Below are 13,631 nucleotides of genomic sequence, written 5' to 3'. Positions count from 1 at the left end.
TCAGGCGGTGCGCCGGACGGTCGCGGTACTTCGGATTTCCAGGAACCCAGGAGCTAGCACATGAGCAGTTCAGCGCAGATCGGCGTCACGGGTCTCGCGGTGATGGGGCGCAACCTCGCCCGGAACTTCGCCCGCAACGGCTTCACGGTCGCCGTGCACAACCGCACCGCGGCCAAGGCCCGCGCGCTCGTCGACGAGTTCGGCGACGAGGGGGAGTTCGTCTACGCGGAGACCGCGAAGGACTTCGTCGCGGCCCTGGAGCGCCCGCGCCGCCTCGTCGTCATGGTGAAGGCCGGCGAGCCGACGGACGCCGTCATCAAGGAGTTCGCGCCGCTGCTCGAACCGGGCGACATGATCGTGGACGGCGGCAACGCGCACTTCGCGGACACCCGCCGCCGCGAGCGCGAACTGCGCGAGCTCGGCATCCACTTCGTCGGCACCGGCGTCTCCGGCGGCGAGGAGGGCGCGCTCAACGGCCCGAGCATCATGCCCGGCGGCTCCGCGGAGTCGTACGCGGCGCTCGGCCCGATGCTGGAGAAGATCTCCGCGAAGGCCGCCGACGGCAGCCCCTGCACCGCGCACATCGGCCCGGACGGCGCGGGCCACTTCGTGAAGATGGTGCACAACGGCATCGAGTACGCGGACATGCAGCTGATCGCCGAGGCGTACCAGCTGCTCCGCGAGGTCGCGGGCTACTCCCCCGCCGAGATCGCCGACATCTTCCGCACCTGGAACCGGGGGCGGCTCGACTCCTATCTGATCGAGATCACCGCCGAGGTCCTGGCGCACGTGGACGCCGCGACGGGCAAGCCGTTCGTGGACGTCGTGGCGGACCAGGCCGAGCAGAAGGGCACCGGCCGCTGGACCGTGCAGATCGCGCTCGACCTGGGCGTGCCGGTGTCGGGCATCGCCGAGGCGGTGTTCGCCCGCTCCGTGTCGGGGCACACGGACCTGCGCGCCGCCTCGCGCGGCCTCGCGGGCCCGGCCGCCGAGCCGCTGTCCAAGGAGGAGGCGGCGGCCTTCGCCGACCGCGTCGAGCAGGCGCTGTACGCCTCGAAGATCGTGTCGTACACGCAGGGCTTCCACGAGATCGCGGCGGGCAGCGCGGAGTACGGCTGGGACATCGACCTGGGCGCGGTCGCCTCGATCTGGCGCGGCGGCTGCATCATCCGGGCGGCGTTCCTCGACCGCATCCGCGCCGCGTACGACGCGCGCGCCGACCTGCCGAGCCTCCTCGCCGACGAGGGCTTCGCGCGCGAGATCGGCGCGGCACAGGACGACTGGCGCGCCGTGCTCGTCGCCGCGACCACGCAGGGCGTGCCCGCGCCGGGCTTCGCCGCGGCCCTCGCCTACTACGACGCGCTGCGCGCGGAGCGGCTGCCCGCCGCGCTCACGCAGGGGCAGCGGGACTACTTCGGCGCGCACACCTACCGCCGGACGGACCGCGAGGGCTCGTTCCACACGCTGTGGGGCGGCGACCGCTCCGAGGTCGAGGCGTAGCGGCTACCGGCTCATCGGCTCGGGCGTCGGGTCCGGCTCCGGTACGGGGTCCGGGCCCGGCGGCTTCGGCACCGGGGACGGCGGGGGCTGCGGCACGGGCACCGGGCCCGGGGCGGGACCCGGGTCGGGCGGCGGCGCGGGCACCGGGTCGGGCCGCGGGCCGGGCGTGGGCCCGGGCGGGACGGGGTCGGGGAACGGACTGGTCATGGTTCCTCCCGTACGTCTCGTGCGAGCGAGGGGCGGCCGGCCCCCGCGGAGCGGAGGCGCGTCGGCCGGTTCCACTCTCTCCCGCCTCGCGTGCCCCCGCGCGCCGAGTCCACGCATCCCGGCGGCGTGCGCGTCCCCTAGGAGCCAGGCCGCCCGCACAGCGCGGCGGCGGCCCGCAGCCCGGGGCGCGGGCTCGCGAGGACCGGCACCCTGACGGCGCAGCGCGCGGCGGCGTCCGCCATCGAGGCCTGGGCGAGCACGACGACATCGGCGCCGTCGGCGGCCACCCGCTCGACAGCGGCGGCGATCAGACCCACGTATCCGTCCTGGTCCCCGGCCGCGAAGCGCTCCCACGCGCCGTCCACCACGACGGTGCGCACGTCGACGGGGCGCGCGGCCCGCTCGGCCTCCTCCTCCAGGAGCGCGACGGTGGGCGCCAGCGTGCTGGCGACCGTGGCGAGGACCGTGACCGCCGGGCCCGCCGTGACGGCGGCGGCCGCCATGGGCCGGTCGACGCGCAGCACGGGCACGCCGAGCGCGGCGGCGCGGGCCTCGGCGACGCCGCCGATCGTGGAGCAAGTGCACAGCACGGCGCCCGCGCCGTCGGCGACGGCCCGCTCCAGGACGGCCCCGAGCTGGTCCGCGACGGCCTCGGGACCCTCCTGGCGGGCGCGGTCGAGCAGCCCCTCGTGCACGAGGTGGCGCAGCGCGAGCCCCGGGTGGTCCTCGTCCCGCAGCGCGTCGAAGACCGGCACGTGGACGGGCGAGGTGTGCAGGAGCGCGAGGGTCACCATGTCGACGGGTCCTCCTCGACCTTGGCGAGTGCGGCCTCGACGAGAGCGGCGGCGGGCGCCGGGGCCCGGTGCCGCTCGGCCCACTTGGCGACGTACGGGCACAGCGGCACGACCGCGCGGCCCTCGCGGGCCGCGAGCGCGTACAGCTCCGCGGCCAGGGCGCCGGCGATGCCGCGGCCCTCGTGGGCGGGCGGCACCTCGGTGTGCACGGGCACGAGCGCGGTCGCGGGATCGGGCGCGGTCGCAGGCTCGGGCGCGGTCGCGGGATCGGCCAGGGTGAAGTAGACGATCTGCCCGACCGTCCGCCCGTCCTCCTCGGCGAGCAGGACGCCGCGCGCCCGGTCGTCCCGGATCCCGAACGGCCGCCCGGCCGCCTCGGTGTCACTCATCGCCGCTGCTCCTCGCCGCGCCCGGCCGGGCGCCGTAGGCCGTACCGCCGTCGCGGGTGCCGCCGCTAGGCGCGCGCCACCGCCTGCGGCGAGCGCGCCATGTCGGGGTCGCCCGGCACCGGTGCGGCGGCGTCGTCACCGAGGGCCACGACGCGATTGCCCTCGTCGACGTGCACGACCCGCGGCCGCAGCGCACGGGCCTCGGCGTCGTCGACCTGGGCGTAGCTGATGATGATCACCTTATCGCCGGGGTGCACGAGGTGCGCGGCCGCGCCGTTGATCCCGATGACACCACTGCCGCGCTCCCCCTCGATGGTGTACGTCTCCAGGCGGGCACCATTGGTGACATCGACGATGTGCACGAGCTCCCCGGGCAGCAGGTCCGCCGCCTCCAGGAGGTCGGCGTCGATGGTGACGGAGCCGACGTAGTGCAGGTCGGCCTGGGTCACGGTGGCACGGTGGATCTTGGACTTGAACATGGTACGCAGCATGATCAATCAGCCATTCATGCGGTTAGGGCGCGCAAGGGCCCTAAAAGGGGTCACAACGAGTCCCCGGGTCTGCCTCGGGGCTCACGACAGACAGACTCCCATGGCGAGCACCGCCCTCGCACGCGGCATGGGCAGCTCCTTCGGACGCCCGGGCCGTTCGGCCGTGCGTGCTGATGGTCCGCGGGGCGGAATGCTCTGCTGCCGCGAGTGAGCGAGGGACGCAGGAACCGGCACTGCTGCCGTTGACCGCGCCGGCGAACGCGCCCCGGCACGGGTACGCCATCGCCCCGGAAGTCAGGCGGCGGCTGGCGGCCGACGGCCCGGCGGTGCCCGCGTGATCGGTCGGATGCTCCGCCTGTATCCGGCGCCCGCTACCGGTCCGCGTTCGGGAAGGTGATCGTCGAGGCGCACCGGGAGATGACCGCGGACATGCCGCGCGCGGCCCGGGTGCGCCGGCCGCCCACGCCCCGCGCGTACGGCTGAGGCTCGATGCGGCGTCGCACGGCGGGCGCTTCCTCGCCGTGGCCGCCCCGTTCGCCCTGGCCGGGCACCCTGCACCGTGACGCGCGGCTCCGGTCGGCGGGTGCCCGATCGGGGACGCGGCGGAGACGACGCCGGTCACGGTCACGGTCACGTGATACATGCCGTGCCCCGAATCCATATATTCGTCGCATATCAGGGATAGATCACTTCTCCCTAGCGTTCAGTGCACGCCTCGGCCTCGCGTCGGCGGTGAGGCCGGGACAGCTTGCGCGTACGGGGAGTCGGAAGGCGCGTCTGCGGGGCAAGGGGGCCTCGCCGTCCTTGCGAGGGCCTCTTCGTGGTGGTGCCGCTCCGACCTCTCCGAACGCCAGGAAGGCCAGATCGCCGTGCACGTGTCCCACCAGATAGCGGAAATCCTGCGGAACTCCGGCTTCACCCGTGTCTTCGGTACCTCGGACCGCGACGCGGACGGCGTCGGCTTCCTGCTCGGTGACGGCTGCGCACGGCTGCGTTTCGTGCCGGCCCGTCACGACGTGACCGCGGTCGGCATGGCGATCGGCGCCTCGCGCGTCACCCGCTCCCCTCAGGTCTGCTGGGTGGCGTCGGACGCGCGCGTCACCCGCATCGCGGCCGGGTGCGCCACGGCCATGCTCGACCGCGACCCGATCCTCGTCCTGGGCGCCCGCGCCGGGACCGGCGTCCTCGGGCACGACGAGGTCCACCCCCGTGCCGACAGCGTCGCCCGGATGCGTCCGATCACGAAGTACGCGGCGGAGATCAGCGCCCCCGCCGACACGCCCCGCGTCCTGACCGAGGCGATCGCCGCGATCCGCACCGGCCGCCCCGGGCCCGCGTTCGTCAGCGTTCCGGTGGACGTCCTGAGCGGCGCGGCCACCGCGCCCGTACCGGATCCGCCCCCGATCCGGCGCTCCGTCGCCACCTGGGACGAGGCCGATGTCCAGGTGTGGGTGCGGGCGTTCCGCGCCGCCCGCAGTCCCTTGATCGTCGCCGGTGGCGGGGTCGTCGGGCGCGGGCTCGCCCGAGCCGTGGCCGAGTTCTCGGAGCGGTTCGCGATTCCCGTCGCCGCGACGTACACCGCCCACGGCACCGTGCCCGTCGCCTCCGATCTCTACGGCGGTGTGGTCAGCCCGTACGCGGACGTGCTGTTCGAACTGAGGTACCTGGACGCGGTCTTCGCCGACACCGACCTGATCGTCCTCGTCGGCTACGACCCGGTGGAGCACCGCCCGGACACCTGGCGCGGCCGCGGTGGGCCCAAACGAGTCCTGGCGCTCTCCGAATGGCCCCAGGACGACGCCGCGTTCGGCGCGGAGTCCTCGCTCGTCGGGGCGTGCGGCGCCTTCCTGGGCCGCCTCGCCCAGGAACTGACGGCCTACCGGCGGCCAGAACCGTACATGCCGGTCCCTGGCGGCAGCCTCGCCCCCGAGAACCGCACCGGTCCGCTGCGCGGCCCCGAGATCCTCAGCGCCCTCGCGGAGGCGACCGGGAGGTTTCGCCTCGCCGCCGACACCGGCCTGAGCGGGCACCTCGGCGGCGTGCACTTCGCCCCCTCGGCAGCCGGCGACTACCTGGCGTCGTCCGGCCCCGCCGGCGTCGGCACCGGCCTGCCGCTCGGCATGGGCGCCGCGCTCGCCGACCCCCCGACCCGGGTCGTGGTCCTCGCCGGAGACGACGGCTTCCACTCCGACGGTGACGAGCTGGAGACGGCGGCCCACCTCGGTCTCCGGCTCGTCGTGGTGGTCGCGGACAGCACCGGAGACAGCACGTTCCGGAGCGTCCGGGCGCCGGGGGAAGGCGTCAGCCGCCGTGGTGCCCCCACCACGAGCCGCCCCGTCGACGTCGTACGGCTCGCCGAGGCCAACGGCGTGCCCGCCGTGCGCGCCGAGGGCTACGACGCCCTCCTCGCCGCGCTCTCCGCGAGCGCGGACGCCCGGGGACCGGTCCTGATCCAGGTGCCGGTCACGTACAGCGACGCGTTCGTCCACGCCTACGAGGCGGAGACCCGCGGCCGTCCGCGAACGGACGGCACCTCCGCTCCACGGGCACCCGGGACCACATAGGTCACCCGTGTATCCGCCTTAGAGCCGGTTGCAGGAAGCTGATGCCCGACCGCATGACCCACACCCACCACGGGGGACCGCACATGATCCGCTCGACCCGCCCCAGGACCGTCCGCACCCGCCTGGCCCTCGCGGTCGGCACCGCCGTACTCGCCGTTGCCGCGGGTCCGGCCGTCGCCGCCTCCGCCACCGCGGCGCAGGCGGACATCGCGCCGGCCCTGTCCAGCAGCGACCCGCAGACCCCTCTCACGACGAACGGCGCCGGCGGCGCCGGGGACCCGAGCGAGTGGAACAGCAAGGGCTGACCGCGTCCTCAGCCCGTCTGCCCCGAGGCGAGCCGGTCGACCAGATCGCTCGCCTCGGTGGCGTCCGGCAGCCCCATCGCCTCAAAGACGGCCCGCGCCTCCTCGGCCCGGGCCAGTGCCACCGCCGTGTCGCCGAGGTCCGCGAAGACCTCGGCGAGCACCAGGAGCGCACCCCCCTGGTCCCGCCGGACACCGAGCTCCTCGCACATCGCGAGCGCCCGCTGCGCCTGGGCGAGCGCCTGCGGCACCTGACCGAGCGCCCTGAGCGTGTCGGCGAGCCAGAGCCTGGCCTTGGCCTCCTGGCCACGCGTCCCGCTCGCCTCGCACACGGCCAGACAGTCCTCGTACGCGCCGCGCGCCTCCTCGTACCGGCCGAGGTGATGCAGGGCGAGCCCCTTCAGCGACAGCGCGTAGGCGGTACCGGACACGTCACCCAGGCCCCGCAGCGCGCCCAGCGCGTCCTCGCAGGCCGTCAGCGCCTCCTGTGCCCGGCCGCCGCAGACGCGCGCGAGCGCCGCGTTGAGGGCGGCGGTCAGCTCCCCCGACCTCTGTCCCAGTTCCCTGGCGATCACCAGAGCCTTGTCGTAGTAGGCGACCGCGCCTTCGTAGCGGTGCTGGAACTGGGCGGCGAGCCCGCGGTCGTTGAGGGTCTGGAACAGGATGACCTGGTCGTCGGCCCGTTGGCACGCCGCGGCGGAGGCCGCCGTATGCTCCGCGGCCTCGGTGAGGCGGCCGCTCTGCAAGGCGGCGTTGCCGCACACGAACAGCGCCCGGCCCAGGGCCCGGTCGTCGCCGCGCAGCGCGGCGGTGGCGGCCGCCTCCCCCGCGACCGCCGCGAGCTGGTCGTACGGAATCTCCTTGCCGAACGGGCTGAGCGCGACGAGCAGGTCGACGGCCGCCCGCAGGGACGTGCCGTCCCCGGTGGCATCCTGGGCGACCAGGTGCACCACGTGGCCGATGGACTCGGCCTCGTCCGCGATCCAGCGGCGCGCCGCCTCCAGGTCCGCGAAGGCCGGACCAGCCGCCGCGGCGGGCTGCAGGATCACGTCGGCCGGGTCCCCCGGCACCATCTGCTGGAAGGCGGCACGTCCGCCTGCGAGCAGATGGTCGAGGAGCGCCACCAGCGCCTGGGGGGCCGCGTCGGCGCCCGGCAGGTCGAGCGCGAACGAGCGGACCAGCGCGTGGTAGTGGTAGCGGCCCGGCAGCGGGCACTCCAGCAGTGCCGCGTCCGTCAGCCCTTCGAGGACCTCCTCGGTCGCCGGCTCGCCCGTCCCCAGTGCGGCCGCCGCGGCGGCCAGCCCGATGCCGTGCCGGGCCAGCGGTGCGAGCAGGCCGAACGCCCGTGCCTGTGCCGGGGAGAGCTGCTGATGGCTGAGCGAGAACGCGGCGGCCACGGCGAGGTTGCCGGCCCGCAGCTCTCCGATGCGGTGCTGCTCGTCCGTCAGGCGCTCGGCCATCATCGCCACGCGCCAGCGCGGGCGGGCGGCGAGCCGGGAGGCGACGATCCGCACCGCGAGCGGCAGATGGCCGCAGGCCGAAGCGAGGGCCGCGACCGCCTCCGGTTCGGCGGCCGTACGCTCCGCGCCGACGATCCGCGCCAGGAGCAAGGACGCCTCGTCCTCGTCGAAGGTGTCGAGCGCCACCCGGACGGTGGTCGGCAGTCCGGTCGGCTGGGTCCGGCTCGTGACGATCACCGCGCAGCCGGCCGATCCGGGCAGCAGCGGTGCGAGCTGGTCGAGATCCCGCGCGTTGTCCAGAAGCAGCAGCACACGGCGGCCGTCGAGCAGCGTGCGGAAGAGCGCGGCCCGGTCGTCGGTGCTCACGGGCAGCGTGTCGCCCGGGACGCCGAGGGCGGTGAGCAGGGTGCCGAGGAGGGCGTCGGGGGCGACCGGTTCCCGCTCGAAGCCCCGCAGGTCGGCGTAGAACTGCCCGTCCGGGTAAAGGTGCTTGGTCCGGTGGGCGGCCCGCAGCGCGAGGGTGGTCTTGCCGACGCCGCCCATGCCGGTGATGCACAGCACCGGCAGCACGTCGCGCTCCGCCGCGGTCAGGGCCGAGCACAGTCGGTCGAGTTCGGCGGCGCGCCCGGTGAAGTCGGCCGCGTCAGCGGGGAGTTGCTTGGGCGCGACGTACGGTTTGGGCGCGAAGGTGCGGGCGGCGGACGCGGGCCCCTGGAGCGGGCTCTCCGCCCGGCCGCGCAGCGCGGCCTCCGGGTCGCCCGCCAGGATCGACTCCTGGATCGCGTGCAGTTCGGGTCCTGGGTCCACCCCCAGTTCCTCGGCGAGCCGGCGCCGGGCCCGCGCGAACACCGCGAGGGCGTCCGCCTGCCGGCCCGTGCGGTACAGGGCCCGCATGAGGAATCCGTAGGGCCGTTCCCGCAGCGGGTGTTCCTTCGTGAAGGCGTTGAGGTCGGGTATGAGCAAGCTGTCCCTGCCGCACTGCAGGTCACATGCGAAGCGCTCCTCGACGAGGGCCAGGCGCAGTTCGCTCAGGCGCTCACGCTGCTGTGCGGCGAACGGTCCGGGCACTCCTGCCAGCGGCTCGCCCTGCCACAGCCCGATCGCCTGCGTCAGCAGGTTCCAGCAGTCCTGGTGCCGCTCCTCGGACCGTGCGGCCCTGGCGCGTGCGGCGAGCTGTTCGGCCCGGAGCACGTCGACGCGCTCCGGTGACACGTGGAGGCGGTAGCCGTCGTGCAGCGACACCAGGGTGGTCGGTGCGGAGCGGTCCGCCTCTAGCGCCTGACGCAACCGCCAGGCGTACGTCCGCAGGTTCGCGAGGGCCGAGTTGGGAGCGTCCTCGCCCCAGATCGCGGCGATCAGTTCGTGCGCCGCGGCACCCCGGCCGGAGCGCAGCAGCAACGCGCTCAGCAAGGCCTGCTGTTGGGGAGAGTGCGGCCCTATGGGAGCACCGCCCCTGGTCACCCTGACCGCACCGAGGACAGCGAACCACAGCCCGTCTTCCATGCCCCCACCCCTCTGTCCTGCAGCCCCGCGCAGAGACACCGCGAATGCCGCGGATGGGAGGGCGTGACCGCGATAGCCGCATTGATGAGCAGTACATTAACCGATCATCCAAGGGGGGCAAAGGGGCACGCCACCAGGGCAGAACGTGTCGCGCCCGGCCCTCTGAGCCGACGGCCCGGCACGGCGGACCCCCGCCATCGGCGAGCCCGCGGCAGCGTGTCCGGGCCACGGGACGCGCGGGAGAGCCGATGGCCAACGGAAGTGCGGGACATGACAGGATCGGCCCCGTGGAGGAACCTATCTACGACGCCGTGCTCTGCGACCTCGACGGTGTGCTGCGGATCTGGGCACCGGATGCGATGCCCGCTCTGGACCGTGCCCACGGGCTGCCCGAAGGCACCCTGGCGGCCGCGGCGTTCGCTCCGGACAGGCTGCTTCCCGCGATCACCGGACAGGTCAGCGACGAGCAGTGGCGCGCGGGAGTCGCACAGGACCTCGCCGGTGTCTGCGGGTCGGCACGACGGGCGGACGAGCTGGTCGACGCGTGGGCGCGGCCTGTGGGCCGGCTGGATCCGGAGATGGTGCGGCTCGTGGCCGCCGTGCGCCGAAGGGTCCCCGTCGCCCTGGTCTCGAACGCCACCACCCGCCTTGAGGCCGACCTCGACCGGCTCGGTCTGTCCGGCGCGGTGGACGCGGTGGTGAACACGGCCCGGATCGGACTGGTCAAACCCGACCCGCGGGTCCTGCTGCTCGCCGCGGAACGCGTCGGCGCCGCGCCCCACCGGTGCCTCTTCGTCGACGACACGGCCGAGCACGTCGCCGCCGCCCGGCAGCTCGGCATGGCGGCGCACCACTACACGGGGGCGGCGCGGCTGCGGACCGTACTCACTCCCCTGCTGGGAGCCGAACCGGCAGCCGGGTGAGGGTGTCGGCCAGCAGCGCGGCCTGCGCCCGGATCTCCGGGACGGCCGTCGTCTCCCACAGGTCGCCGCGGCGGGGCGCGCCCAGTGTCCACAGGGGCGCGGGCCTCGCGGCGTCCGCCGGGGTCAGCCGCCCGTCCTCGGCCGTCGCGAGGCCGAGGCCGTGGCGGCCCGGGCGGGCGAGCCCGGTGACCAGCAGGGAGCGGACCAGTGGGTCGGCCACCTGCCGGTAGTCCCCGTTCGCTCCCGTGCAGTTGACCACCTTCCCCACCGTCAGCGTCCGGCCGTCCGACAGTGCCACCCGCAGCCCTTCCGGCCGCTCGGCCGCCCGCTCCACCACCGCTCGGCCCACGGCCACACGACCGGCGCCCATGGCTGCCTGGAGCGCTGCGGCGCTGGCCGGGGCAAGGCGATGGCGGTGCACCTCCCAGAGCCTGAGGTCCTCGGTGAGGAAGCGTTCCCTGTCCTGGGCGGGCAGCTCGCGCCACAGGTTCGCGGTGATGCTCCGCAAGCCGTCGATGCCAGGACGCCAGTCCCCCTGGCTGCGCCGGACGGCAGAGGCGTGGCACAGCAGCGAACGGCGCAGTGCGGCGAGACCGTGCTGCGGCTTCAGCGGCGGCGGCGGGACGGGCGCCGTCAGCCGGTCGGCCTGCGCCTGGGGCAGCAGGCCGTGGCGGGACACCGCGTGGACGACTCGTCCCGGACGGGCCAGGGTGAGGGCGACGTCGGCCATCGTCAGCCCCGTGCCGACCAGCAGGACGTCACGGTCATCGGGGACACCGGACAGGGCGCCCGCCACCCACGGGTCGCGGACGAACCGGAACGAGTCGCGCAGCTCCGCCGGGGCCCAGCTCACCGGGGGCGGGAAGGTGCCCAGCGCCAGCACGACGGCGTCGGCCTCCAGGCCGGCCCCCGAGCGCAGTCCGACGCGGACGCGGCTCCCGTCCTCGGTGACTTCGACGGCCCGGTCCCGCAACCGGCTCAGCCGACCGGTGCTGGTCCGCGCCGCGGCGGCCAGGACGTCGGCGAGGTACTGCCCGTACAGGCCGCGCGGCGCGTACGCGTCGGGCTCCGGCGCGCCGCCGAGCCGTGCGGCGAGCCAGTCGGCGAAGTGGTGCGGGCGGTCCGGGTAGGCGCTCATCCGCCCCGAGGGGACGTTGAGGCGGTGGCGGGAGTCCGCGGTGGCGTAGGCCACTCCGCGGCCGGCCGTGCCGGCGTCGTCGACGAGCCTCACGTCCAGGCCGGTGCCCGTCCGCCGTGCCCGCTCCAGCAGGTGGACCGCGGCCAGGGTGCCGGCCGCGCCCGCGCCGATGACGACGATGCGGTGGGAAGCGTTCATGGATCAGGCCTCGGCTGTCATACCGGCGGTGAGGGTGGCGCCGTCAGAGGGGTCGATGAGGATGAAGCACCCGGTGCCGCGGTGGTCGGCGTACGGGTCGACGACGAGCGGCTCGGCGACGCGGATGCGCACCCTCCCCAGGTCGTTGACCGCGAGGAGCCCGGGGGCGGAACGTGCGGAGAGGTCCGACAGGTCGAGGCGCGAGGAGATGTCCGTGACGACCGCGCGGACGGTCCGGGTGGTGTGCCGGAGCAGGACCCGGTCACCGGCGCGCAGCGGGCGCTCGTCGAGGTGGCAGACGGTGGCGTCGATGTCCCTGGTGACCCGGGGGGCATCGGCGACGGGCGCGATCAGGTCGCCCCGGGAGACGTCCAGGTCGTCGGCCAGGCGGACGGTCACCGACTGCGGGGCCCGCACCTCCCGGGCCGGTGCGCCCAGCACGTCCAGGGCCGCGACCGAGCTGACGCGCCCCGCGGGCAGCACGGTCACCGCGTCACCCACGCGCAGGGTGCCCGCGGTGAGTTGGCCCGCGTAGCCGCGGTAGTCACGGACGTCGCCGTGCCGGGGCCGGATGACGTACTGGACCGGGAGACGGGCGCTCTCCTCGCCGGTCGCCCCGCCCGCGGGGGCGGCTTCCAGGTGTTCCAGCAGGCTCGGCCCCCCGTACCAGTCCATCCGGGCGGAGGGCCGGACCACGTTGTCACCGACGGTCGCGCAGACGGGGACGGCGGTGGTCCGCGGGATGCCGAGGGCGGCGGCGCAGCGGGCGAACTCCTCTGCGATCTTCGCGAAGACGGGCTCGGCGTAGTCGGCCAGGTCCATCTTGTTGACCGCGAGGACGACGTGCGGCACTCGCAGCAGGGCGGCGACGGCGGTGTGGCGGCGGGTCTGCTCGACCACTCCGTTGCGGGCGTCGACCAGCACCACGACCAGGTCGGCGGTGGAGGCGCCGGTGACCATGTTGCGGGTGTACTGCGCGTGGCCGGGGGTGTCGGCGAGGACGAAACTCCTGCGCGGCGTGGCGAAGTAGCGGTAGGCCACGTCGATGGTGATGCCCTGCTCGCGTTCGGCCCGCAGGCCGTCGGTGAGCAGCGCCAGGTCCGGCGCGTCGAGGCCGCGTCGGAGCGAGGCCTGGACGACGGCCGAGAACTGGTCCGCCGGCACCGCCCTGCAGTCGTGGAGCAGACGGCCGACCAGAGTGGACTTGCCGTCGTCGACGGAACCGGCCATGGCGATCCGCAGGTGAGGCGGCTTCGTGTTCATGCTCAGAAGTACCCTTCGCGCTTGCGGTCTTCCATGGCGGCTTCGGAGAGCCGGTCGTCCGCCCTGGTCGCGCCGCGCTCGGTGAGCCGGCTGGCGGCGATCTCGGTGATGACCTCGGCGACGGTGACGGCGTCGGATTCGATCGCCCCGGTGCAGGACATGTCGCCCACCGTGCGGTAGCGGACCCGGCGGCGCCGGGCCGTCTCGTGCCCCCTGGGCCCGCCCCACTCTCCGGCGGTCAGCCACACGCCGTCCCGGGCGAAGACCTCGCGTTCGTGGGCGTAGTAGATCGCCGGCAGTTCGATGCCCTCGTGCTGGATGTACTGCCAGACGTCGAGCTCGGTCCAGTTGGCCAGCGGGAAGACCCGGACGTGTTCACCGGGCAGGTGCCGGCCGTTGTACAGGGTCCACAGCTCGGGGCGCTGGCGGCGCGGGTCCCAGGTGCCGAACTCGTCGCGCGGGGAGAAGACGCGTTCCTTGGCGCGGGCCTTCTCCTCGTCACGGCGGCCGCCGCCGAGGACCGCGTCGAACCCGTGGGTCGCGATGGCGTCGAGCAGCGGGACCGTCTGGAGCGGATTGCGGGTGCCGTCCGGGCGTTCCCGCAGCCGGCCGTCGTCGATGAAGTCCTGGACGCGGGCGATGTGCAGCCTCAGCCCGTGCTCGGCGACGACGCGGTCGCGGTGGGCGAGCACTTCGGGGAAGTTGTGTCCGGTGTCGACGTGCAGCAGGGAGAAGGGGACGGCCGCCGGGGCGAACGCCTTGAGCGCCAGGTGCAGCATCACGATCGAGTCCTTGCCGCCGGAGAAGAGGATCACCGGCCGCTCGAACTCCCCCGCCACTTCGCGCAGGATGTGTGCCGACTCCGCCTCCAGCGCCTCCAGATGGCTCGGGGAACGCAT

At 74.5% G+C, this 13,631-nt stretch carries 13 protein-coding genes; 4 read left to right on the top strand and 9 right to left on the bottom strand.

What is annotated here, in order from left to right; translation table 11 throughout:
• Window positions 1–60: 60 nt before the first annotated feature.
• Entirely contained in the window at window positions 61–1,500 is a 1,440-nt protein-coding gene (gene gndA, locus MQV74_RS34545) for an NADP-dependent phosphogluconate dehydrogenase (RefSeq protein ID WP_242726878.1), read from the top strand.
• Window positions 1,501–1,503: 3 nt separating this feature from the next.
• On the opposite strand, the gene MQV74_RS34540 is transcribed toward gndA, so the two are convergent.
• The 5 genes from MQV74_RS34540 to MQV74_RS40940 form a co-directional block, all read right to left on the bottom strand.
• Entirely contained in the window at window positions 1,504–1,707 is a 204-nt protein-coding gene (locus MQV74_RS34540; protein ID WP_242726876.1) for a hypothetical protein, read from the bottom strand.
• Window positions 1,708–1,844: 137 nt separating this feature from the next.
• Window positions 1,845–2,501, bottom strand: a complete 657-nt coding sequence (locus MQV74_RS34535) for an aspartate/glutamate racemase family protein (RefSeq protein WP_242726874.1) — start codon at window positions 2,499–2,501, stop codon at window positions 1,845–1,847.
• Window positions 2,495–2,890: a GNAT family N-acetyltransferase gene (locus MQV74_RS34530; protein WP_242726871.1), complete on the bottom strand. Its 396-nt coding sequence runs from the start codon at window positions 2,888–2,890 to the stop codon at window positions 2,495–2,497. Before MQV74_RS34530 ends, MQV74_RS34535 begins: the two co-directional genes overlap by 7 nt.
• A gap of 65 nt (window positions 2,891–2,955) precedes the next feature.
• On the bottom strand, window positions 2,956–3,381 hold the full coding sequence (gene panD, locus MQV74_RS34525; RefSeq protein WP_242726869.1) for an aspartate 1-decarboxylase: 426 nt from the start codon (window positions 3,379–3,381) through the stop codon (window positions 2,956–2,958).
• 371 nt (window positions 3,382–3,752) lie between these two features.
• Entirely contained in the window at window positions 3,753–3,884 is a 132-nt protein-coding gene (locus MQV74_RS40940; RefSeq protein WP_278194282.1) for a hypothetical protein, read from the bottom strand.
• Between the two features lie 366 nt (window positions 3,885–4,250).
• Here MQV74_RS40940 and MQV74_RS34520 point away from each other — a divergent pair, with 366 nt between their 5' ends.
• A complete protein-coding gene (locus MQV74_RS34520; RefSeq protein ID WP_242726867.1) occupies window positions 4,251–5,945 on the top strand; it encodes a thiamine pyrophosphate-dependent enzyme in 1,695 nt (564 codons plus the stop codon).
• A 41-nt stretch (window positions 5,946–5,986) separates the two neighbouring features.
• Entirely contained in the window at window positions 5,987–6,250 is a 264-nt protein-coding gene (locus tag MQV74_RS34515) for a hypothetical protein (RefSeq protein ID WP_242726865.1), read from the top strand.
• 8 nt (window positions 6,251–6,258) lie between these two features.
• On the opposite strand, the gene MQV74_RS34510 is transcribed toward MQV74_RS34515, so the two are convergent.
• Window positions 6,259–9,210 (bottom strand): AfsR/SARP family transcriptional regulator, encoded by a 2,952-nt coding sequence (locus MQV74_RS34510; protein WP_242726863.1) that lies wholly within the window; start codon window positions 9,208–9,210, stop codon window positions 6,259–6,261.
• Between the two features lie 287 nt (window positions 9,211–9,497).
• Here MQV74_RS34510 and MQV74_RS34505 point away from each other — a divergent pair, with 287 nt between their 5' ends.
• Window positions 9,498–10,133: an HAD-IA family hydrolase gene (locus MQV74_RS34505; protein WP_242726861.1), complete on the top strand. Its 636-nt coding sequence runs from the start codon at window positions 9,498–9,500 to the stop codon at window positions 10,131–10,133.
• Here MQV74_RS34505 and MQV74_RS34500 read toward each other — a convergent pair.
• From MQV74_RS34500 to cysD, 3 genes are read right to left on the bottom strand one after another with little or no spacing between them, the layout of a single operon-like run.
• Window positions 10,096–11,469: an FAD/NAD(P)-binding protein gene (locus MQV74_RS34500; RefSeq protein ID WP_242726859.1), complete on the bottom strand. Its 1,374-nt coding sequence runs from the start codon at window positions 11,467–11,469 to the stop codon at window positions 10,096–10,098. The genes MQV74_RS34505 and MQV74_RS34500 overlap by 38 nt on opposite strands.
• 3 nt (window positions 11,470–11,472) lie before the next feature.
• On the bottom strand, window positions 11,473–12,732 hold the full coding sequence (locus MQV74_RS34495; RefSeq protein WP_242726857.1) for a sulfate adenylyltransferase subunit 1: 1,260 nt from the start codon (window positions 12,730–12,732) through the stop codon (window positions 11,473–11,475).
• A 2-nt stretch (window positions 12,733–12,734) separates the two neighbouring features.
• A complete protein-coding gene (cysD, locus tag MQV74_RS34490; RefSeq protein WP_242726855.1) occupies window positions 12,735–13,631 on the bottom strand; it encodes a sulfate adenylyltransferase subunit CysD in 897 nt (298 codons plus the stop codon).

Source organism: Streptomyces sp. AN091965, assembly GCF_022698285.1.
Lineage (GTDB): Bacteria > Actinomycetota > Actinomycetes > Streptomycetales > Streptomycetaceae > Streptomyces.
Note: the sequence above shows the minus strand (reverse complement) of the source record. Positions and strands in the feature narration are given on the sequence as shown.